Genomic DNA, 20,682 nt, shown 5'->3' with positions numbered 1-20,682 from the left:
CTTCAGAGTCACGCCGCAGCAACCGCCGGGTGCGCTCAGCCGCGCGGAAACGCCGTCACCTCGCCATCGACAGCGAGCCGGACATGATCGCCCGGACGCGGCGACAGATAGCCCGGCACACGTGCACGCACGCGCGTTCCCGAGTCCGAGCGCAATTGCAGCGCGACGCCCGCATCCTGACCTTGAAAGACGACGTCCGTGACCACGGCGTCGTAGGCCGTCATGCCGGAGCCGACCGTTTCCGTGGCGCGCAACAAACGGATCTGCTCGGGGCGCACCATCACATCGACGGCGCCATTGCCTGCATGGGCCATGGGCGCGCACAAAGGCAGGTCGCCGAGTTCGCAACGCACGCGGTCCTCGCTGACCGTGCCAGGCACCAGCACCGCCTCGCCGACGAACGACGCCAGCTCGCGCGTGACCGGCCTGCGGTACAACGTTTCCGGCGTGGCCGTCTGGATCAGCCGGCCATTCCACAGTACCGCCACTTCGTGACCGAGCGACAACGCTTCCGACTGGTCGTGCGTCACCAGCACCGCTGTCGCGCCTGCGGCGGCCAGCGCGCTTGCGACGGCTTGCCGCGTTTCAAGGCGCAACGCGGCGTCGAGCGACGAGAACGGTTCGTCGAGCATGACGAGTGTCGGCGACGGCGCCAGCGCGCGCGCCAGCGCGACACGTTGCTGCTGTCCGCCCGACAGTTGCTGCGGCGCGCGCGCGGCATAACTCGCCGGCAAGCCGACGAGTTCCAGCAATTCCGAAACGCGATGCCGCGCGCGGCGCTGCGTGCGCGGCAGGCCGAACACGATGTTGTCTGCCACGCATAGATGCGGAAACAGCGCGCCTTCCTGCGGCACGTAACCAATGCGGCGCTGTTCGGTGCGCACATGGAGGTTTTCGCCGACCACGCGGCGCCCGTCGATGTCGACGCTGCCGCCGTCCGCGCGCTCGAAGCCGCACAGCAGACGCAGCAACGTGGTCTTGCCGCTGCCCGACGGACCGAGCAGCGCGAGTAGCGTGCCACGCTCGACGGAAAGATCGATGCCGTGCAGCACGGGTTGTCCATCGAACGCTTTTTGCAGTCCACGGATACGAAGTTCGCTCATGAAAATCCGGATGTAATGACGCGCAGAACGGGGTAGGTCAGAGGCGGCGTCAGCCGCGCTCGCGACGCAGCGCCGATCTGCCGAGCAGCGCGAACAGCAGGCCGGACGCGCACAGCGAAATACCGGTGAGCAGCGCCGCATAGGGCGCCGCCGCGGCGAACGCCATGGTCGACGTGTCGGCCCAGACCTGGGTCGCGAGCGTTTGTGTGTCGATTGGAGAAAGCAGCAGCGTGGCGTTCAGTTCGGTGACGACCGAAATGAAGACCATCGCCGCGGCAGCGCCAAGGCCCGGAGCTGCAAGCGGCAGCACGACACGGAAGAGTGTCTGTGACCACGTGAGCCCGAGCGCCCGCGCGGTTTCTTCGAGGCGCGGCTGCGCCTGCACGAATGCGGCGCGCACGCTCACCAGTGCGACCGGCATGAAGAGTATCGCGTAGGCGACCACGAGCAGCGTCGCGCTCTGATAGAGCGGCTGAAGCGCATGCACCGCGAGCGAGACGATCGCGAGCGCAATCACGAGCCCCGGCACGCCTTGCGCGAGAAACACGCTGCGCTCGAAGAGCGTGGCGAATCGCGTGGGATAGCGCGCGAGCAGGAAGGCGAGCGGCACGACCAGCAGGGTGGTCAGCGCGGCGGCAGCGAGTCCGAAACCGACTGACGACAGCGTAGCGTTGAACAACAGTTCCGGCGACACATCGGCCGGCGTGACAGCCGCCGCGCCCGGTTGCGTGAGCCAGTAGCCGATCATGCCGAGCGGCACGCCGAGCGTGGTGATCGTCAGTGCGGCGAAGCCGGCCGCCACGATCCAGCGCCACGCGCCGAGATCGTAACGCAGCACCGCGCGCCGTGTGCCGCGATCGATGCGCTCATAACGCGCCGCGCCGCGCACGCGAAACTCGAATGCGAGCACGACGAGGCAGATCACGATCAGCAGACACGCGAGCAGCGAAGCGCCGCCGTCATCGAAACTCGTGCGGAACTCCGCATAGATCTGCGTGGTGAACGTGCGAAAGCGCAGCAGCGTGAAGGCGCCGAACTCGGAGAGCACGCCGAGCGCGACCAGTAGCATGCCGCCGAGCAACGCCGGCCGCAATTGCGGCAACACGACCCGGATGAACGAGGTCCAGCGGTTGCAACCGAGTGCGCGCGCGCTTTCTTCGAGCGCCGGGTCCATGTTGCGCAGCGCGGCCGCCACTGGCAGATAGACAAGCGGGAAATAGCCGCAGGTGAGCACCAGCAGCGCGCCTTCGAAGTCCTGCAAATCCAGGCTCAGCGATACCCACGCATAGCTCGAAATGAAGGCGGGCATGGCGAGCGGTGCGGCGCTCAGTACAGCCCACCAGCGGCGTCCGGGCAGATGCGTGCGTTCGACGAACCACGCAGCCGCCGTGCCGATCACCGCCGATGCCAGCGTGGTGGACACGGTGATCATCACCGTATTGACGAGCAGTTCACCCACCAGCGGGCGGAAGATCAGATCGACCGCCTCGTTGACACCGAAGCTCGCGGCGCGCCAGAACGTCAACGCAATCGGCAGCAACACCAGCAAAGCGCTGACTGCTGCTGCCGCGAAGAGGCCGCGCGGTGCACGCGCCCGCGCGCGCACCGCCGCGGTCGCCGTGACAGCCGGCGCTCCCGCTGATAGCGCGTCGCTCATTTACAGCAGACCTGCCTGACGCAGCAGCTTGCCGGCCTGGCTGTCGTCGCCGAGCTGCTCGATGGTCAGCGCAGGCGGGCTCAGTTCAGCGAAAGGTTTGAGAATCGGGTCCGGTGCAACACCCGCGTGCAGCGGATATTCGAACTCCACGTGGCTGTTCGCCATCAACTGCTGCGCGCGTTCGCTCACCAGATAGGCGAGGAACTTCTGGCCGCCGCTCGCGTTGTGCGCCGACTTCAGCACCGCCGCGCCCGACACGTTCACCAGCGCGCCGGCGTCGCCGTTGCCGAAGTGATAAATCGCGCTGCGGGTTTTCGAATCGCCAATTTCCGCATGCAACCGCGCCCAGTAGTAGTTGTTGATCAGACCCGTCGCGACGCCGCCGCGATTGACTGCCGCGACCACCCCTTCGTCGTCGTCGAAAATCTGCGCGTTGGTTTTCAGGCCCTTGAGCCACTGCACCGTTTGCGCTTCGCCCTTGAGCGCGAGTACGGCGGACACGAGCGGCAGGAAGTCGCCGTCGCTCGGTGCAATGCCGACCTTGCCTTTCCACTCGGGCTTCGCGAGATCGAACAGCGACTGCGGCAATTGCGACGCCTGCACCTTCGTGGTGTTGTAGGCCAGCACGTTTTCACGCGCGGTCACGGCGACCCAGTTGCCGGTGGGAGAACTGTAACGGGCCGGCACCGCGGCGAGCGTCGACGCGTCGACTTTGGCCAGCAGCCCCTTTTCTTCGAGCAGCATCAGCTCGGGCGAGTTCTCCGTGAAATAGACGTCCGCCGGGGACGCCGCGCTTTCCGTGACGATCTGCGCGGCCATTGCCGGGCCTTCGCCGTTACGGATCCTGACCGAAATGCCGGACTGTTTCTCGAAGTCCCTGGCCAGCACATTGACGACCTGTTCGTGCTGCGCGTTATACAGCGTAATCGACTCCGCGTGCGCGGCCGAAGGCACCGTCGCGAATGCCGCGAGCGTGAGCGCTGCTGCGCTGCTGACGAGGCGCAGGCGGGTGCCAAACCAGGAATGAGCCATGATCCAAAAATCCCGTTGATAGTGATGTGGTCGTTGATCTTTAACGTGCTGCCTGCGTGCTGCGCCGAATGCGCTCAGGTCTCGAACAGCCCCGCACCGATGTACGAACCCGGTTTCGCGCCTGGCGGCACAGCGAAAATCGCGCTGCCCACGTGCGTCGTGAACTGGTTCATCATGTCGAACTTCGCAAGCCTGTCATTGATCGGAATGAAGCCCGTGCGCGGGTCGCTCTGATGCGCGACGAAAATGAGTCCCGCGTCGTACTCGGTTTCCTGGCGCCATGGCGGCCAGCGTTCGATGTAGAAGTTCGTGCCGTCGTTATACGAGTACGAGCGGCGCAGAATCTGCGCCCCGTTGTTGCTCGCCTGATTCGACAGACGCACGTGCGAGTTCTCCGGAATCACCGGATTGCCGTCCTTGTCTTCTTCCGTCAGGTCGACGGGATCGAACTCGTTCTTCTTGCCGATCGGTGCGCCGCTGTACTTGTGACGGCCGAACACCTGCTCCTGGAAGCCGAGTTCGGTGTTGTCCCAGTGCTCCAGCGTGATGCGGATTCGCCGCACCACGGTGTAGGTGCCGCCTTCCATCCACGGTGCGTCGGCGCTTGCGCCAGCCCACACGAATTCCTTCATCAGGTCCTGCTTCGCGATCGACGGATTGTTGGTGCCGTCCTTGAAGCCCATCAGATTGCGCGGTGTCTGACCGCGCGGCCCCGACAGGAAACCGGACTGGCCCCAGCGCATCGTCGCGACGCCATACGCGTTGCGCGACAGTTGCCGCACCGCGTGAAACGCCACCTGCTGGTCGTTCGCGCAGGCCTGTATGAACAGGTCGCCGCCGGTTTTTTCCGGAATTAGCTGATCGCCGTTAAAGCGCGGCAGATCGACGAGCGCGGCGGGGCGGCGCGACGCGAGACCGTAGCGGTCCTTGCCGTCTTTCGTGAAGAGGCCGGGACCGAAGCCGAACGTGATCGTCAGACCGCATGGACCGAGGCCCAACACGTCGCCGGAATCAGGCGCGGGCTTGCTGTCGCCCGCGTCGCCTTGCGGCAGGGGTGCGGCGGTGCCGCCCTGCGTAAGACGCGCGGCGGTTTCGGTCCACGTGCGCAGCAGCGCGATCACGTCGTCGCGTTTTTCGGTGGTGAGATCGAGTGCGGCGACATACGTGTGGCTTTGCTGTGGCGTGACGATGCCGGCCTGGTGCGGTGCGTAGAACGGCTCGACCATCAGCGTCGGATCCTGAATCGCGACGCTGTGCGACGGCGCTTTCGCAAGCGCGGCCTGAGAACTCGCGAGGCCCGCGCCGAGGCTGGCTCCAGCCGCGACGGCCGCGCCGCCCTTCTTCAGAAAACCACGCCGTGAGGGCCGCGGGGGTTGCTCTTTTGCCATGGTTACTTCACCTTCATTCGGCAGGGAGTCGCGCGTTACTTCGCGAGCACCAGTGTGTTCACGTCGTCCTGCACGTAGTAGAAACCGTCGCCTTCGGGCGTCAATGCGAGGCCGAAAAGATCGCCGTTGCCCGGAGGCGATTGAGCTTTATCCGTGTCGATCCAGCGCGCGTAGATCTGCTTGCCGCTGGCGGGGTCGATTTCGACGATCTGGCCGTTCAGCGCATTCGTCACGAGCAGGTGTCCATTGGGCGCGGTGACCATCGCGAGCGGGCGGTGCAGCAGCCCGTCGGCGGTGAGCTGACGGCCCACGCCGGCGCTGGTGTCGCGCGTCATCGGTTCGTCGATCTCGGTGATGCGGTTGCCGATCGCGTCGGACACATAGAGCAGTTTCTGATCGCCCGACAGCGCGAGGCCGGTCGGGCCGACGAGGAATACGCCCTTGTCGGCCTGCGCGCCAAAGCCGCTGCCGATCACCGTTTCTTTCTTCACGACCGGCGGCTTGCCGGCCGGCACGTCCAGATCGAGACGCAGCACGGTGGCCTGCTTGAAAACCGGCGGATTGCCGTCCGCGCCGCCCACGCCGAAGCCGGCGTTGCTGACGAACAGCGTGGCGCTGGTGCCGTTGTCGACGACCGCCATGTTGCCCCACGGGTCGTTGATGTTCGGACTGCTGATGGTCGACGCGACCTTGCCATTCGGGTCGATCACGATCAGGCAGCCCGCGCCTTTGGTGCCGGTGGTGCCGTCGTTGCTCGGCGTGCTGCCCACGATCACATAGCCGGACTTCAGCATTGTCATTGCGGTCGAAAGGCCAATGCCGCCGGGGCATTCCTTCAGGTCGCGCGGCACGGTCGCGAACACCGTCATCTGTCTGGTGTCCGGATGATAGTTGATGATCGTGCTGCCGGTGCCTTGCAGATTCGTCGAGTTATTGAAGTTGCCGACCAGTACGTCGCCTTGCTTGACCGTGCCGGCCGTGACCGGCGCGACCACCACTGCGTAGGGGTTCTGGTCGCCGTTTTCCGGCACGGTATTGATCAGCGTGGTGTGGTGCCGGATGGTTTCGAGAAAACCTTGCGGCTCGGCCTGCGCGACGCATGCGGCGACGAGCGCGGCAGCGCCGGCTGCCGTGGTCATCAGGGCCCGCGCGGCGCGCGCCGGAAAACTGCGCGTGGGTTGGTTCATGATTGAGCCTCGTTGCCTGCGCACGATGCGATGGTTGCGGTGAAGATCGGAAGCATGGAATTCGACATATCCGGAGCGTGGGTAATGAGCGCGGGGACCATCAGAACGTGATGTTGGTCCGCAGGCCGATAACGAACGTATTACGCAGCGGCTGCGTCGGATCGTTCGGGTTCTGACCGGCCCCGGCATTGAACGTGTATTGCGCGTCCGCCTGCAGCTGCCACCACGGATTGACCTGGTACTGGTAGGTTGCTTCGAGCGTGGTTTCGCTGGTGCGCACGCCGTACGGGCCGCCGCTGAAAGCGAGGTTGTCCTGATCGAGGTCGTGCACGTGGTTGCCGACCTTGATATAGGTGGCCGCCAGACCAATGCTGTCGTTGTCGCGGCCGGCGAACGGCGCTTTCATCACGATGCCCAGGTTCGCCGCGAGGCTCACCAGATTGCGGTCGCCAGGCGCGCCCATCACGCGTGCGAATACGCCGATGCTGCGCGGTTCATCCGGGTCCGGTCGCCAGATCATCTGATCGGCCACCGCGTAGAAGCTGTAGTCGCCGTGATGATTCTGAGCGGTGCCGTTGCTGATCGGGTTCGCGAGCGACAGGCCGTTCACGTCGGTGCGCTGATCGGCAAAGCTGCCGTTGTTGTACCAGACACCGAGTTTGTATGTGCCCGGCAAACCATTGCTGCCCATGCCGACCATCTGGCCGTCGGCCGGCTGATTGATCGCATACTGCAACTCGCCGATGAAAAGCGTGCCGTTATGCAGGTTGAAATTCGTGCCGCTGAGGTTGTTCGGATTGTTGCCCAGCGGATCGCCGTCGAACACGCCGGCCAGCGCGGTCAGCGAAGGCGTGATCTGGCCGCGCACACGCACGCCGAGATCGGCCAGCGGATAGGCAGGGCCGCCGCTCGGCATGTCGTATGAAGGCAGCGCCGGCCAGCCGAACATCGTGTTCACGAAAAGCGCCGAGTACGTGCTCGTGATGAATTCCTGATCGATACTTTGCTGACCGATCTTCACGTCGATGCGCTTGTTCAGGAACGACTGCTGATACCACAACTCCCACAGGCGCGTGGTGTCTTCCGCTTCGATGCCGCTTGCGGTGTTCAGTGTGCCGAGCTTGTTCGCGCTCAGGTTGGCGCCGTGGATCTGCAACGCGCTGACGTTGAAGAGGCCGCCCGGCAGCCCGAACGCCTTTTGCGTGTCCATCTGCACGGTCGCGGTCGTCAGGCCGTCATAGTCCGCGCCACGCGAGAGGCCGCCTCGCAGGTTGGCGAGCACTTCGCTGGTTTCCGTCAGCTGGAACGTCACGCCGTATTTGCCAAGCCATGGGCGCAATCCGCCGATGTCGCCCAGCATCTGCTGACGGTTCCAGAAACCGGTCCATTGACTGGTCGGCGAAGCCTGAATTTTCAGATCGGCTTCAGGTGCCTCGGGGGCCGCATCCGGATTGGCTTCGGCCATTGCCACGCCCGTGGTGAGCGAAGCCCACGCGAACGCCGTGTAAAGCGCGACGCGTCGCACTGACGGCAGACGCGTACGGTGAGCGGTGCAGGTTGCAATATCGCGAAGCGGAGGTGCAGCGACAGCGGTTCCGCTGGTTTGGGCGAACTTCATCGAAATCCTTGTTTGTGTTGTATCGACTGATAACCATCGCGGCCGCCGACAGGCTGTGATGTCTGCTCCGGTTCGCGACACCGGGGCAACAGATGGCCAGATGCTACCCATGCAGGATGAGTGCGTCAACTAAATGAGAACGATTCGCATCAAGATTACGGAAATGTAATTAATCTTGTTAGCGATTGCGGTGGGCCCACACCGGCGCGTAAATTAAACAAAAGGCAAACGTAATGGTTCGGTAGGCTGTTGGCGGTGCGAACGCGGGTGCGCAGCGATTGTCGAACGGCACGCATGACCCCGTAAGCTTCATTGAGGAGGTTGATATGAATAAACGTATTCTTCTGACTTCGTTGCTCGTGAGCGCCGGCATGCTTGCCGGCGGCACCGCAAGCGCGCAGTTGAATCTGAAGCAGTTCGGCATAGGCGGCGGGGGCGATAGTTCCGCAAACGCCGGCGGCGCGTCGTCGTCGGGTGGCGTCTCGCAGTTGTTGCAAACCTACGTGGGTGCGAATCAGCAGGTATTGAGCGGGCAGTCCAGTCTGGCGTCGGCCATGGGCATGACGGGCGCCGCGGGTCAGGCGCAACAGGCGGCCGGTCTGCTGAGCGGCGGAACGCCATCTGTGAGTCAGCTCACGCAGGTCGGCAGCACGCAGCAATCGCTTTCACAATCACTGACGCAGGCTTTCGCGAATCGCGCGAGCGGCAGTGCGTCGACCGCACCGGTGAACAAGCAGGCCTTTACCGATGGCCTGTCATCACTGGGAAAGGGCGTCAGTCAATACTCGAGCCTGCAATCGGGGCTGGGCAGCGTTGGGCAGATGAACCCCTCGTCGCTGCTGCAATCCGGGTTGAACCCGCAGACAGCGCAAAGCGCGTCGTATATCGCGCAGTCGGCGCCGGGCCAGTTGCAATCGCTGATGTCGACGCTCAGTTCGGCGGTGCAGTTCGCGTCGAGCCACGGGATCAGCGTGCCGTCCATCGCGACGTCCGTATTGAAGGGCGGCCAGTAGGCGTCCGCCGTCGAAGCGGCTGTTAGAAGCTCGCCTGATCAGCCGTTGGAGCGGTCACAGTCATCGCGAGGAATGGCCGTCGAAGCGGTTGCCAAGACTGCCGTTACGCAAGCGTTGCGTGCGTCCGAACCCGCGCCGTCACGTGCTCCATGATGCGGTTTCATGCGCGCGCAAAAGCACAGAACGCGCAAAACGCCGCGTGCGTGACGAACGCAAGAAAGCAGCTATGATTCCTTGCGCGGCCAGCGTGGCCGCAGTGGCACGTCGAGCGCCGCAAGCGCCTCAGCTCCCGACACCTGATGGAATCCGCCAATGCTGCATACAGTGAATCTGCCTGACTACTTTGCCCGGATCAGTTACGAAGGCCCGCGCGAGGCTACGCTCGATGTGCTGCGGGCCATTCACCGTTTGCATCCGCGCGCGATACCGTTCGAGAACCTTGATCCGCTTACCCGTCGCGCGGTCAGACTGGATCTGCAGACGGTCGAGACGAAGCTCGTGACTCACCATCGCGGCGGCTATTGCTTCGAGCAGAATGCGTTGTTCGCCAACGTGCTGGAGCAGCTTGGCTTTCAGGTTACGCCGCTGCTCGCGAGAGTGCTCTGGGGCCGCGAGTCCACCGAGGTTCCGCCGCGTACGCACATGGTTCTGCGCATCGATCTGGATGGCGAAGCGTGGATCGCCGACGTCGGCTTCGGCAGCGTGACGCTGACCGAACCGCTGCGTATCACGGCCGGCATTGCGCAACCGACGCAACTCGGCACGTTCCGCCTCGCCGATGCGTCCCATGACGCGCTTCACCTCGAAGTGCAGATGCGCGACGACACCTGGGCGCGCGTCTACCGGTTCGATCTGCATCCGGTCGAGTGGATCGACTACGAGACCTCGAACTGGTACACATCCACGTCGCCCGATTCGATTTTTGCCGACAACCTGATCGTCTGCCGCGTTCTGGACGACGCACGGCTCACGCTGCTCAACGATCGACTGAGCGTGCGCGCGGCGAACGGCGACGTGATTCGCACGCGGCAACTGGCGAGCGCGGGCGAACTCGCGGCCTGTCTGCGCGAGCAGTTCGGACTGGAGGTGGGCGACCTCGATATCGCTGCCGTTTTCGAGCGCGTGCGCACTTCGGCGCCGATCATGTAGCACGGTATGGCGGCGTGGGGCGGCGTTGGATGGGCGTCGGCATGGCATGCGGACCGCACGAGGCTGTCGCCGGCCATAAGCGGCCCTTCGCACTGGGTCCTCGACCGACTGCTGACGAGTGGGGAGCCGCCATTTGAAATAGCGGCGATTAAAGCCCTAAACCCCCGAGCGAGCGATCTGGCGACCGCTCGGCTCTTACTGCCATCACCACTTCGTCGCCTTTGATCTCGCCGCGTATCTCGACGTGGCGTCGATCGCGGCTGAACGTGGCCGCATTATCAAGGAGGCGCGAGCGCTACTTCGCCACTTGTTCCCGCCACCTGTACGCCTGCTGCCAGCCTAGCGAACGCTTGAGCTTCTCGTTGCTGAGCAGCGTTTCAAATTCGCCCAACTGTTTCCTGACCGGCACATCCGGATAGAACCGCTGCAGCAGCTCGGCCGTGGGCAGATCGGACGACACGTCATCGGCCGCGACGTTCATCACCTGAAAGCCGAGACCGTCCTTCTCGATGGCGAGGCGCGCCGCCGTCGCGAGATCGCGTCCGTCGATATAGCTCCACGCGATGCGTTTTCTCAAAGCGGGGTCGGCAAGCCACGTCGAGAATTTCTGATAATCCGCGGGATCGAGCACGTTGCCGATGCGGAAACAGTAGATGTCCGCGCCCGTGCGCGCATGAAACGCCTTGGCCGTGACTTCGTTGATGACCTTGGACGTGGCATAGCTGTCCATCGGATCGACGGGGTACTCTTCATCGAGCGGAAAGTACACCGGATCGCGATGGCGGTGTGCGAACACCACGCCATACGTCGTCTCGCTCGACGCGACGATCACCTTGCGTATGCCGAGCTTCGACGCCGCATCGAGTATGTTGTAGGTGCCCATCACGTTGATGCGGAACACCTCGTTGTCCGTCGTGATGAGAATGCGCGGAATGGCCGCGAAATGCACGACGGCATCGATTTGCTTTGGCTCGATGTCGTCGTCGAACTCGCGGGGCGTCGTGCTCGAGGCCAGCGCGTTGAAGACCTGCCCTGCATCGGTGATGTCGGTAATCAGCGTTCTCGCGGTGCCTTTCGCCATCGGCACGCGGTCCACGTTCAGCACTTCGTAGCCGTGCGCGACCAGATCCTCCACCACCCATTTACCGGCCAGCCCGCTGCCGCCGGTCACAATCACTCGCTTCGTCATGCTGTGGCTCCTTGAAGTTCGACAGTGTGTGAGCGCATCGTAGCCTCGCTTCGCATCCGATTTCTGTGACGCGCGTCATAGCGGCGTGCGGGTTCGACTGCGGGTCAACCCCGATGTCCGACTATGACGTGCGTCACAGATTTCGCTTTTACCCCGCGCCTATCATCGGTTCCAGCCTGAACAGGAGGACGGAACGGTGAGCGCACTATCGTCGAACAAAGCGTCAAACAAAGGGGCGGGCGAGCCCCCAGTGCAGCCGTCGCACGGCTTCAGATTCTTGCGCGCCTGCCTGCGCATCCGTGAACTGAACGTGCTGTCGGTGCTGATTCTGGTCGGTCTGATGATCAGCTTCTTCTCGCCGTATTTCCTCACCACGAACAACCTGATGGGCGTGTTCCGCTCGTTCTCGCTCGTGGCGCTGATGTCCATTGGCATGATGCTCGTGATCATCACGGGCGGCATCGATCTTTCGGTCGGCTCCGTCATGGGACTGTCTTCGCTCGTCACGGCGCTCGCGTTCCAGCACGGCATGTCCGCACTCGTCGCGGTTCCGGCGGGGCTCGCGGTGGGCGTGACCGCCGGCGCTTTCAACGCGCTCATGATCACGTGGATTCAATTGCCGCCTTTCATTGCGACCCTCGGCACGCTGTCCATCGGGCGCGGGCTGATGTACATCATGACCAAAGGCGTGCCGGTTACGCCGGATGTGCCCGATGCGTTCACCTTCATCGGTCAAGGCTACATCGGTTTCGTGCCGTTCCCGGTCGTCATCCTGCTTGCGATGACCATTGTGTTCTCCGTCGTCATGCGTCACACGCGCTTCGGCCGCCATGTCTACGCGACGGGCGGCAATGAAGTGGCCGCGCGGCTATCGGGCGTACGTACCGCGCGTGTGAAATTCGCGGTCTACGTGCTGTCGGGATTCATTGCGTCGATGGCGGGCGTCATCGCGTTCTCGCGCTTCGTGTCGGCCGAGCCGGCTTCGGGCTTCGGCGCGGAACTGGACGTGATCGCGGCGGCGGCCATTGGCGGCGCGAGCCTGTCGGGCGGCGCGGGCAGCGTCGAAGGCGCGATCATCGGTGCAGCGCTCGCCGGCATCATCACGAACGGCGTGGTGCTGCTCAACATCGATACCTATGCGCAGCAAGCCATCACCGGCTGTGTGATTCTGATCGCAGTCAGCATCGACATCTGGCGCGTGCGCCGTAAGGGACGTTGATTCCCGTCCATTCCGGTTTATTCCAACGAGGAGACGAAGCATGAAAACCACACCGAAAATCATCGCCAGCATAGCGCTTTCGCTATTCGCCGCACTCGGCAGCGCTGCGAACGCGAAGGAAGTCAAGGACATCTCGGTGGCCGTCATACCCAAGGTGGCCGTACCGTTCTTCGACGACTGCAACAAGGGTGCGCAATCGGCTGCGGACAAGGCCGGCGTCAAGTATCAGTGGGTCGTACCGCAGAACACGCAGGGCTCGACACAGGTACAGATCATCGAGGATCTGATATCGCGCCACGTGGATGGGATCGCCATTTCGGTAAACGAGCCGAAGTCGGTCGAAAGCGTGATTAAGCGCGCCGCCCAGAGCGGCGTGAAGGTACTGACGTATGACTCCGATTCGCCCAACAGCGGCCGCTCCATGTACATCGGGACGAACAACGTGCAGGCCGGCGAGACGATGGCCGACACGATGGGCCATGCCCTGAACGGCAAGGGCGAGGTGGCGATCATCACCGGACAGCTCGGCGCGGTTAATCTGAACGAGCGCATCACAGGCATCAAGAAGGGCCTCGCGAAGTATCCGGGCATCAAGATCGTCGAGACGCAGGGCACGGATGACGACCTGGCGCGAGGCGTGTCGGTCGTGGAAACGACGCTGCGCGCGCATCCTGATCTCAACGGCATCTTCGGCGTGAGCCAGGTAGGCGGGCCGGCGGTGGCGAAGGTGCTCAACACGAAGGAATTCGGCGCGATGAAAGGCAAGCTCGAAGTGCTGGCCTTTGACGACTTGCCCGATACGCTGAAAGGTCTGAGGGAAGGTTATATCCAGGGCATCATGGTGCAGCGGCCGGTGACGATGGGCTCGCTTGCGGTTCAGCATCTCGTCGCGCAAATCCAGGGCACGGAGACGCAGCCGAAGGACATCGACACGGGCGTGACGGTGGTGACGAAGGACAACATCGGCAGCTACACGAAATGACGGCCTCCCCCGATCGTGCGACGCCTTTCCTGACGATGCGCGGCATCTCGAGGACGTTCCCCGGCGTGAAGGCGCTCGACCGCGTCGACCTCGACATCTACCCGGGCGAAGTGCTGGCGCTCGCGGGCGAGAACGGCGCGGGCAAGAGCACGCTCATGAAGGTGCTGACGGGCGTCCATGCGCCGGATCCCGGTGGCATCATCATCGTCGAAGGCCGCGAAGTGGAGATCGCGGACAGCAATCATGCGCGCGCGCTGGGCATCAACATCATCTACCAGGAGCTGGCGGTCGTCGAAAATCTGACCGTCGGCGAGAACATCTTCCTCTCGAAAGAGCCGCGTTCGCGCTTCGGCCTCATCGATCGTGCACGCATGTACCGCGAAGCACGGGCCGTCCTGCACATGATCGACATGGACGTCGATCCTGCGATGCGCGTGAGCGACTTGAGCGTCGGCCAGCGGCAGATGATGGAGATCGCCAAGGCGCTGTCCGCGCAGTCGAAGGTCATCGTCATGGACGAGCCGACCGCATCGCTCAGTCATCACGAGACGAGCGTGCTGCTCAGCCTCGTGAAACGCCTGCGCGAAAGAGGCATCGCGGTCGTGTACATCTCGCATCGCCTCGAAGAGATTTTCGAGCTGGCGGACCGCGTGACCGTGCTGCGCGATGGCCGCACCGTCAGCACCATGCCCATTGCACAGGTTACGCGGGAAACGCTCGTGCGCCAGATGGTGGACCGCGAACTGAGCGAGCTATACGGCGAACCGCAATCGCATGCGAGCGATGAGCCGGTGCTCGACGTGCGCAATCTGTCGCTCAGGGCACGGAAGCCGGCCGATGCGCGCCTTTGCGACATCAGCTTCACGCTGCATCGCGGCGAAGTGCTGGGCATTGCGGGACTGGTGGGCTCGGGGCGCACCGAGATCATGGAAATGATCTTCGGCATGCGTCCATCGACGGGTTCGATCCTGATCGAAGGAAAGCCGGTCTCCATTCGCAACCCGCACGATGCGATTCGCGTTGGCATCGGCTTCGTCACAGAGGATCGCAAAGCACAGGGCCTCGTGCTCGGCATGAGCGTGCGCGAGAACTTCAGCCTCACGCATCTTTCGCGCTATTCGCCTTTCCAGTTCGTCCAACACGCGCGCGAGCGTTCGAGCTGCATGGAATATGTGCGCATGCTCGGTATCAAGACGCCCAGTCTCGAACAGAAGGTCGTGAATCTGAGCGGCGGCAATCAGCAGAAAATCGTCATCGCCAAATGGGTTGCGCGCCATCCCAAGGTGCTGATCGTCGACGAACCCACGCGCGGCATCGACGTGGGCGCAAAAGCGGAAGTGCACGCGCTCATCGCGCGACTGGCGGCGCAGGGCATCGGCGTGATCGTGATTTCGTCCGATCTTCTCGAAGTGCTCGCGGTCAGTGATCGTATTTTGACTGTGCGCGAGGGACGCATCAGCGGCGAGCTGCGCCGCGCGGAAGCCTCGCAAGAGAGAGTGATGGCGCTTGCCACGGCCTGATTCCAACCGAAGACCATTCGAGCGAAACATGACCAAGATCGTCGTAGTGCATACCGGGCCCGTGACTGTCGAGCCCCTCAAGGCTCAATTCGCGGAGCAGATGCCCGATGCGCGTGTGGTGAACATCGTCGATGACAGCCTGCTCGCCGACGTGCGCGCTGCCGGACGCCTGACGCCCGAAGTGACACGGCGTCTCTATGCCTATATGTCGAGCGCGCATGACATGGGCGCTGACATCATTCTGAACGCGTGCTCGTCCGTCGGCGAGGCGACGGATGTTCTACGCGGACTCATTGGCACGCCTATCGTGAAGGTCGACGAAGCCATGGCCGAAGCGGCGAGCGCGCTCGGCGCACGTATCGGCGTGGTGGCGACGGTATCGACGACGCTCGAACCGACGGTTCGTCTCATTCGCAGAAAGGCGGCGGAGAAGGGGCGCGAAGTCGACGTCACCGAATGCATCGCGCAGGGCGCCTTTGACGCGCTGCTCGCAGGCGACGCGGCTCGGCACGACGACATCCTGACGCGCGCCATCATCGAACTCGCCGGTCATGTCGATGTAATCGTGCTCGCCCAAGTGTCGATGGCGCGGCTCGTGGCCGCGCTCGGCTCGCTGCCGGTCCCGGTCTTGTCGAGTCCGCAGAGCGGCGTTGCCGCAGTCAGACGTGCGCTGACGGGCGCCGCCTAAACGGTCGCGAGCGCCTGCATCCTGCCGATGAAACGCGAGACGAATGCGGGCGTCAGCACGATCCTGCGTTCTCGCATATCGACGAGACCCTCGCCCCGAAGCTCGCTGAAATGCCGGTTCACCGATTCGCGCGACGTGCCGATGAATTCCGCGAGCTTGTCTTGGGCGATCGGCAAGTCGATGAGGATCGCATCGCCATGCTCTGCGTAATCGCACGCGGTGCCGACCTGTCCCGACAACATGACGAGGATGTTCGTGAGCCTCTTGCGCACGTCGTGCAGCGAAAGGTTCTCGATCAGCTGCTGCGCTTCCTGCCAGCGAAGATAGTGGTTGCGCAGTACGAACTGGTTGATCACCTCATAGCGCTTGAGAAGATCCTTGAAGTCCTGCTTGCGAATATAGCAGACCATGCTCGGCGCGAGCGTCTGGGCGTGATGTGAGTAATTGGCCTCATTGAGCACGTCGCCATCGCCAAAGATCATGCCTGCCTTGACGAAAGCGAGGGTGATTTCCTGCCCGTCCTCGGTCAGCCGATACAGCCTGACGCTGCCGCTCTTGAGCAGATAGACATGCTCGCTCGATTCGTCCGGACGATAAACGATGCTGTTCTTGCGCAGCGTGCGATGGTCGCTGAAGACGGGCATGACCTCGTCGAGGCAATGTCGCTGAATGAGAGAAAGCAGTTCGCTCTTGCCGACAAACCACATTGCCGTCTCCTTGAATTTTTTTCATCGACTCTCTTTGCATGGGTTCAGCCGATTGCACGGAGAGCCTTGCCGAAAGACCCGCTCATTCTACCCACCGAACGTTCTTTCGCGTATGGACGGCGAGTGTCTTTTACCGCACGTTGTCCCGAGCGATAAACGCCCGCTTTGTTGCATTGCGGCCGCCGTACGGGCAGGCATGGGCGCTGATTCATGCACGAGATTGCTGCGCACGCGTAAGAAAAACTTACTGGTAAGAACGTAGGCACCTCCGGGAAAGCCCTGGACGATGCGGTCTGCCGCGTCGCCGCGTAGCTCGTAGCCATGCGATCGTCCACTGATGGCATCTCTGTCGCGACGCCGAACAAGAAAACCCAAACTCGTATAGTTCAAACTGAAGTGAACCGGCAGATCAGACTTGAATGAGCGCGGACGTTGGAAAGTACAGCGCGCGCCGATGCTAGATTTCAGAGTTAAGTTAATCTCGGCAGCGGCAGCTCGACGGTTGTCGTGACCACCTCCCGCCGTCGGGTCAACAGCAGTTCGGTGCAACTGCTTGCAACGTCACACGCATTCAACCTGTCTAGACAAAGTTCCTTCATTTTCGATCCATCGCGTGTCTCTCCTTACGCGTTGAAAACTTCATCAGTGCCTGAAAAGCCTTATCAGGCGGGCTCATCTAAGGGCTTACCCGATGATTCTCCCGATTTTTCACGTTTGTACTTGCGACGCATTTTTGTCTCGTGCAGACTTGTCTATACAAATTGAACGCGCGGCAGCATCGGCAACCGGTTACGGGTAACGCGGCACGACGCCCCTTGGTTTCTTCAATCTCAGGAGTTTCAACGTGAAAGTGAAGCGGACGACGTTAGCAAAAGCATTGATGGGTGCCATTCTCGGCGCGGCAACCGTTGTTGCCGCGCCGGTCGAGGCCAAAGACTGGAAGACAGTCACGATTGCGCTGGAAGGCGGCTATGCGCCGTGGAATCTGACGTTGCCCGGCGGCAAGCTCGGCGGCTTCGAGCCCGAGCTCGTCGCCAACCTGTGCGAGCGTATCAAGCTGCAATGCAACCTCGTCGCGCAGGATTGGGACGGCATGATTCCTGGTCTGCAGGCAGGAAAGTTCGATGTCCTGATGGATGCGATCTCCATCACACCGGAGCGTGAAAAAATCATCGCGTTCTCGCGGCCGTATGCAGCAACTCCAGCCACGTTCGCCGTCGCCGACACCAAGGTGCTGCCGAAAGCCGCGCCGAATTCCGGCGTCGTGAAGCTGTCGGGCGATCCGAAATCCGATCAGCCGACCGTCGACGCATTGCGCAAGCAGCTCAAGGGCAGAACCATCGGCATCCAGTCCGGCACGGTCTACACCAAATTCATCAACGACGGCTTCAAGGACATCGCCACGATCCGCGTGTACAAGACCTCGCCGGAGCGTGACCTCGATCTGGCGAACGGCCGCATCGACGCATCGTTTGACGACGTGACCTACTACGCCGCGAACATCGACAAGAAGGAAACGGCGTCGATCGTCATGGCGGGTCCGAAGATCGGTGGCCCGATCTGGGGGCCGGGCGAAGGGCTGGCCTTTCGCAAACAGGACGCCGACCTGAAAACGAAGTTCGACACGGCGATCGGCGCGGCGCTCGCCGACGGCACCGTGAAGAAGATCTCGAACAAGTGGTTCAAGACCGACGTCACGCCTTAATGACGCCAGACGTTCAGTAGCAGCGGCGGCGGGCGCGATTCCATCGCCGCCCGCTTGCCGGTTTGAACCGCCTTCATGAACGAGGGGTAGGGAATGGCTCGGATAACGATGCTCGGCTTCGGGCCGGAAGGCTGGGGCGGCGTACTGTTGCTCGCGGCGTTGATGACGGTCGCGCTGACGCTCGCGGCGCTCGCGGTGGGTGCAGTGTTCGGCGGCCTGATCGCGGCGGCCAAGCTGTCGCGCTTCCGGACGCTGCGTGTGATCGGCGACGTGTACACCACCGTGTTTCGCGGCGTGCCTGAGCTGCTGGTCATTTACCTGTTCTATTTTGGCGGCTCGACGCTCGTCACCACGGTCGGCCAATGGTTCGGCGCGGAAGGATTCGTCGGCGTGCCGCCGTTCGTGATCGGTGCACTTGCAGTCGGCATGATTTCCGGTGCGTACCAGGCCGAGGTCTACCGTGCCGCCGTGCTCGCGGTGTCGCCCGGCGAACTGGAAGCCGCGCGCTCGATCGGCATGCCTACGCTTACCATGGCGCGCCGCATCCTGATTCCGCAAGTGCTGCGGTTCGCTCTGCCTGGCATCGGCAATGTGTGGCAACTGAGCCTGAAGGATTCGGCGCTGATCTCCGTTACCGGGCTCGCCGAACTGCTGCGCACGAGCCAGGTGGCGGCAGGCTCCACCCATCAATATTTCACGTTCTTCGTGGTGGGCGGCGCGCTGTACCTCGTCATGACCAGCATTTCGAACCGCGTGTTCAACCGCGCCGAAGCACGCGTAGGCCGGTCCTTCAAGCGCAATTTCGCGCGCAACTGACGAGGGCGGCCGCCATGCCTATCGATTTCGACTTCCTGCTCGACACGCTCAGGCAACTGCTCGCGGCAGTGCCAACCACGCTCGGGCTATTCTTCTGTTCGCTGATTCTGGGCGGTCTGCTCTCGCTCGTAATCGTCACGATGCGCGTGTCGCCGCACTGGCTGCCGAACCGCTTTGCGCGAGCTTATATCCTCGTATTCCGCGGCTCGCCGCTGCTGATCCAGATGTTCCTCGTGTACTACGGAATGGGTCAGTTCGGCGTGATTCGCGAGAGCTTCCTGTGGCCGGTGCTGCGCGAACCCTACCTGTGCGCGGTGTTATCGCTCGCGCTGTGCACGGCGGGCTATACCGCCGAGATCATTCGCGGTGGCTTGATGGCGGTGCCGGCCGGTCAGATCGAGGCAGGCTATTCGATCGGCCTGTCGGGCTTCGCGTTGTTGCGCCGCGTAATCGGCCCGATCGCGTTGCGCCAGTGCTTGCCTGCCTATTCGACCGAAGCGGTGCTGCTCGTCAAATCCACCGCGCTGGCGAGTCTCGTCACCGTGTGGGAAGTGACGGGCGTCGCGCAGCAGATCATTCAGCAAACGTATCGCACGACTGAAGTGTTTATCTGCGCCGCGTTGATCTACCTGTTCCTCAATTTTGTGATCGTTCGCATGCTCGGTTTGCTCGAGTGGCGGCTGTCTCGTCATTTGCGCGCTGCGCCAACCTCACTGCCCGCGTCAGCGCCCGCCGCGCCCATGTCAGTGCCAACCTCGGCGCCCACTTCAGGGCCGACCTCAGCGCCCACCTCAACCGCATCGCAACGCGCGGCGTCCACTGTTACGAAAGCCCACGCGGAAGCTCCGCGCGCCGCACCGTGACACGTCCGCTGACCAGCCGAACCCGCAGAACATGGAGAACCTCATGAACGCAAACGCACCGGTCGCACTGTCGGTCAAGAACATCCACAAGTCGTTTGGCGACCATCACGTACTCAAGGGCATTTCGCTCGACGCTCATCAGGGCGACGTGATCTCGATTCTCGGTGCGAGCGGCTCCGGCAAGAGCACGTTTTTGCGCTGCCTGAATCTGCTCGAAACACCGGACGACGGCTCGGTCGCGCTCGCCGGCGAAGAACTGAAGATGAAGCGCCGCGGCGACGGCAAGCTGCAACCCAGCGACCGGCGTCAGGTAGACCGCATACGTTCGCAACTCGGCATGGTGTTTCAGAACTTCAATCTGTGGTCGCACATGACGGTGCTCGAAAACCTGATCGAAGGACCGATGCGGGTACAGAAGCGCAGCCGCGCCGAATCGGTGGAAGAAGCCGAGGCGTTGCTCGCAAAGGTGGGGCTCGCGGAAAAGCGCGGGCATTATCCGGCGCATCTTTCAGGCGGTCAGCAGCAGCGCGTGGCGATTGCGCGCGCGCTGGCCATGCATCCGGAAGTGATGCTGTTCGACGAGCCCACGTCCGCGCTCGATCCCGAACTGGTCGGCGAAGTACTGCGCGTCATGCGCTCGCTCGCCGAGGAGGGCCGCACCATGCTGGTCGTTACGCACGAAATGGGTTTCGCGCGGCACGTGTCGAATCGCGTGATGTTCCTGCATCAGGGCCAGGTGGAAGCGGACGGCACGCCAGACGAAGTATTCGTCGACAGCACGTCGGACCGCTTCCGCCAGTTCGTGTCGAGCCACCAGGACCGCACCGCCAACTGAGCCGCACGCGC

17 protein-coding genes and 1 pseudogene are annotated in these 20,682 nt (G+C 62.9%); 10 read left to right on the top strand and 8 right to left on the bottom strand.

Features of this window, described 5'->3' with window-relative positions:
- Nucleotides 1-35 precede the first annotated feature (35 nt).
- The 6 genes from AAGS40_RS21140 to AAGS40_RS21115 all read right to left on the bottom strand — a co-directional run bounded on the left by AAGS40_RS21140 (nucleotide 36) and on the right by AAGS40_RS21115 (nucleotide 7,985).
- Nucleotides 36-1,103, bottom strand: a complete 1,068-nt coding sequence (locus tag AAGS40_RS21140) for an ABC transporter ATP-binding protein (protein WP_345814749.1) — start codon at nucleotides 1,101-1,103, stop codon at nucleotides 36-38.
- Between the two features lie 49 nt (nucleotides 1,104-1,152).
- Complete coding sequence (locus AAGS40_RS21135; protein WP_345814748.1) at nucleotides 1,153-2,760, bottom strand: iron ABC transporter permease; 1,608 nt, start codon at nucleotides 2,758-2,760, stop codon at nucleotides 1,153-1,155.
- Entirely contained in the window at nucleotides 2,761-3,792 is a 1,032-nt protein-coding gene (locus AAGS40_RS21130) for an iron ABC transporter substrate-binding protein (RefSeq protein WP_345814746.1), read from the bottom strand.
- Nucleotides 3,793-3,866: 74 nt separating this feature from the next.
- Complete coding sequence (gene efeB / locus AAGS40_RS21125; protein WP_345814745.1) at nucleotides 3,867-5,180, bottom strand: iron uptake transporter deferrochelatase/peroxidase subunit; 1,314 nt, start codon at nucleotides 5,178-5,180, stop codon at nucleotides 3,867-3,869.
- Nucleotides 5,181-5,215: 35 nt separating this feature from the next.
- Nucleotides 5,216-6,319 (bottom strand): hypothetical protein, encoded by a 1,104-nt coding sequence (locus AAGS40_RS21120; RefSeq protein ID WP_345816534.1) that lies wholly within the window; start codon nucleotides 6,317-6,319, stop codon nucleotides 5,216-5,218.
- A 148-nt stretch (nucleotides 6,320-6,467) separates the two neighbouring features.
- A complete protein-coding gene (locus AAGS40_RS21115) occupies nucleotides 6,468-7,985 on the bottom strand; it encodes a carbohydrate porin (protein WP_345814743.1) in 1,518 nt (505 codons plus the stop codon).
- Nucleotides 7,986-8,311: 326 nt separating this feature from the next.
- Here AAGS40_RS21115 and AAGS40_RS21110 point away from each other — a divergent pair, with 326 nt between their 5' ends.
- Together AAGS40_RS21110 and AAGS40_RS21105 are read left to right on the top strand one after the other, a co-directional pair.
- Entirely contained in the window at nucleotides 8,312-8,998 is a 687-nt protein-coding gene (locus AAGS40_RS21110) for a hypothetical protein (protein ID WP_345814742.1), read from the top strand.
- 312 nt (nucleotides 8,999-9,310) lie between these two features.
- A complete protein-coding gene (locus tag AAGS40_RS21105) occupies nucleotides 9,311-10,147 on the top strand; it encodes an arylamine N-acetyltransferase (protein ID WP_345814741.1) in 837 nt (278 codons plus the stop codon).
- A gap of 295 nt (nucleotides 10,148-10,442) precedes the next feature.
- Here the strand turns inward: AAGS40_RS21105 and AAGS40_RS21100 are convergent, their stop codons facing one another.
- Entirely contained in the window at nucleotides 10,443-11,336 is an 894-nt protein-coding gene (locus AAGS40_RS21100) for an NAD(P)-dependent oxidoreductase (protein WP_345814740.1), read from the bottom strand.
- Nucleotides 11,337-11,586: 250 nt separating this feature from the next.
- Here AAGS40_RS21100 and AAGS40_RS21095 point away from each other — a divergent pair, with 250 nt between their 5' ends.
- From AAGS40_RS21095 to AAGS40_RS21080, 4 genes are read left to right on the top strand one after another with little or no spacing between them, the layout of a single operon-like run.
- Nucleotides 11,587-12,555: an ABC transporter permease gene (locus AAGS40_RS21095; RefSeq protein WP_345816533.1), complete on the top strand. Its 969-nt coding sequence runs from the start codon at nucleotides 11,587-11,589 to the stop codon at nucleotides 12,553-12,555.
- Nucleotides 12,556-12,595: 40 nt separating this feature from the next.
- Nucleotides 12,596-13,537, top strand: a complete 942-nt coding sequence (locus AAGS40_RS21090) for a sugar-binding protein (protein ID WP_345814739.1) — start codon at nucleotides 12,596-12,598, stop codon at nucleotides 13,535-13,537.
- Nucleotides 13,534-15,057: a sugar ABC transporter ATP-binding protein gene (locus AAGS40_RS21085; RefSeq protein ID WP_345814738.1), complete on the top strand. Its 1,524-nt coding sequence runs from the start codon at nucleotides 13,534-13,536 to the stop codon at nucleotides 15,055-15,057. The genes AAGS40_RS21090 and AAGS40_RS21085 overlap by 4 nt, the downstream gene beginning before the upstream one ends.
- Before the next feature lie 28 nt (nucleotides 15,058-15,085).
- On the top strand, nucleotides 15,086-15,745 hold the full coding sequence (locus AAGS40_RS21080; protein ID WP_345814737.1) for an aspartate/glutamate racemase family protein: 660 nt from the start codon (nucleotides 15,086-15,088) through the stop codon (nucleotides 15,743-15,745).
- Here the strand turns inward: AAGS40_RS21080 and AAGS40_RS21075 are convergent.
- Nucleotides 15,742-16,452 (bottom strand): Crp/Fnr family transcriptional regulator, encoded by a 711-nt coding sequence (locus AAGS40_RS21075; protein ID WP_345814736.1) that lies wholly within the window; start codon nucleotides 16,450-16,452, stop codon nucleotides 15,742-15,744. The genes AAGS40_RS21080 and AAGS40_RS21075 overlap by 4 nt on opposite strands.
- Before the next feature lie 844 nt (nucleotides 16,453-17,296).
- On the opposite strand from AAGS40_RS21075, the gene AAGS40_RS21070 reads away from it, so the two are divergent.
- The 4 genes and pseudogenes from AAGS40_RS21070 (at nucleotide 17,297) to AAGS40_RS21055 (ending at nucleotide 20,671) form a co-directional block, all read left to right on the top strand.
- A complete protein-coding gene (locus tag AAGS40_RS21070; protein ID WP_345814734.1) occupies nucleotides 17,297-18,157 on the top strand; it encodes a transporter substrate-binding domain-containing protein in 861 nt (286 codons plus the stop codon).
- 93 nt (nucleotides 18,158-18,250) lie between these two features.
- On the top strand, nucleotides 18,251-18,973 hold the full coding sequence (locus tag AAGS40_RS21065) for an ABC transporter permease subunit (protein WP_345814733.1): 723 nt from the start codon (nucleotides 18,251-18,253) through the stop codon (nucleotides 18,971-18,973).
- A gap of 14 nt (nucleotides 18,974-18,987) precedes the next feature.
- Nucleotides 18,988-19,683 (top strand): annotated as a pseudogene (locus tag AAGS40_RS21060) (ABC transporter permease subunit); the annotation flags it as partial.
- Between the two features lie 196 nt (nucleotides 19,684-19,879).
- Complete coding sequence (locus tag AAGS40_RS21055) at nucleotides 19,880-20,671, top strand: ATP-binding cassette domain-containing protein (protein WP_345814731.1); 792 nt, start codon at nucleotides 19,880-19,882, stop codon at nucleotides 20,669-20,671.
- Nucleotides 20,672-20,682: the final 11 nt, after the last annotated feature.

The sequence above is a fragment of the Paraburkholderia sp. PREW-6R genome (genome assembly GCF_039621805.1).
Lineage (GTDB): Bacteria > Pseudomonadota > Gammaproteobacteria > Burkholderiales > Burkholderiaceae > Paraburkholderia.
The sequence above is the reverse complement of the archived record's forward strand: the minus strand, read 5'-3'. Positions and strand labels throughout refer to the sequence as shown.

Excerpts from the sequence above, each read along its gene's own strand:
- AAGS40_RS21055 (WP_345814731.1), top strand. The coding sequence starts at position 19,880 with ATGAACGCAAACGCACCGGTCGCACTGTCGGTCAAGAACATCCACAAG.
- AAGS40_RS21105 (WP_345814741.1), top strand. The coding sequence starts at position 9,311 with ATGCTGCATACAGTGAATCTGCCTGACTACTTTGCCCGGATCAGTTAC.
- AAGS40_RS21115 (WP_345814743.1), bottom strand. The coding sequence starts at position 7,985 with ATGAAGTTCGCCCAAACCAGCGGAACCGCTGTCGCTGCACCTCCGCTT.
- AAGS40_RS21065 (WP_345814733.1), top strand. The coding sequence starts at position 18,251 with ATGGCTCGGATAACGATGCTCGGCTTCGGGCCGGAAGGCTGGGGCGGC.
- AAGS40_RS21120 (WP_345816534.1), bottom strand. The coding sequence starts at position 6,319 with ATGACCACGGCAGCCGGCGCTGCCGCGCTCGTCGCCGCATGCGTCGCG.
- AAGS40_RS21135 (WP_345814748.1), bottom strand. The coding sequence starts at position 2,760 with ATGAGCGACGCGCTATCAGCGGGAGCGCCGGCTGTCACGGCGACCGCG.
- AAGS40_RS21140 (WP_345814749.1), bottom strand. The coding sequence starts at position 1,103 with ATGAGCGAACTTCGTATCCGTGGACTGCAAAAAGCGTTCGATGGACAA.
- AAGS40_RS21110 (WP_345814742.1), top strand. The coding sequence starts at position 8,312 with ATGAATAAACGTATTCTTCTGACTTCGTTGCTCGTGAGCGCCGGCATG.
- AAGS40_RS21075 (WP_345814736.1), bottom strand. The coding sequence starts at position 16,452 with ATGTGGTTTGTCGGCAAGAGCGAACTGCTTTCTCTCATTCAGCGACAT.
- AAGS40_RS21090 (WP_345814739.1), top strand. The coding sequence starts at position 12,596 with ATGAAAACCACACCGAAAATCATCGCCAGCATAGCGCTTTCGCTATTC.
- AAGS40_RS21085 (WP_345814738.1), top strand. The coding sequence starts at position 13,534 with ATGACGGCCTCCCCCGATCGTGCGACGCCTTTCCTGACGATGCGCGGC.
- AAGS40_RS21080 (WP_345814737.1), top strand. The coding sequence starts at position 15,086 with ATGACCAAGATCGTCGTAGTGCATACCGGGCCCGTGACTGTCGAGCCC.
- efeB (WP_345814745.1), bottom strand. The coding sequence starts at position 5,180 with ATGGCAAAAGAGCAACCCCCGCGGCCCTCACGGCGTGGTTTTCTGAAG.
- AAGS40_RS21100 (WP_345814740.1), bottom strand. The coding sequence starts at position 11,336 with ATGACGAAGCGAGTGATTGTGACCGGCGGCAGCGGGCTGGCCGGTAAA.
- AAGS40_RS21130 (WP_345814746.1), bottom strand. The coding sequence starts at position 3,792 with ATGGCTCATTCCTGGTTTGGCACCCGCCTGCGCCTCGTCAGCAGCGCA.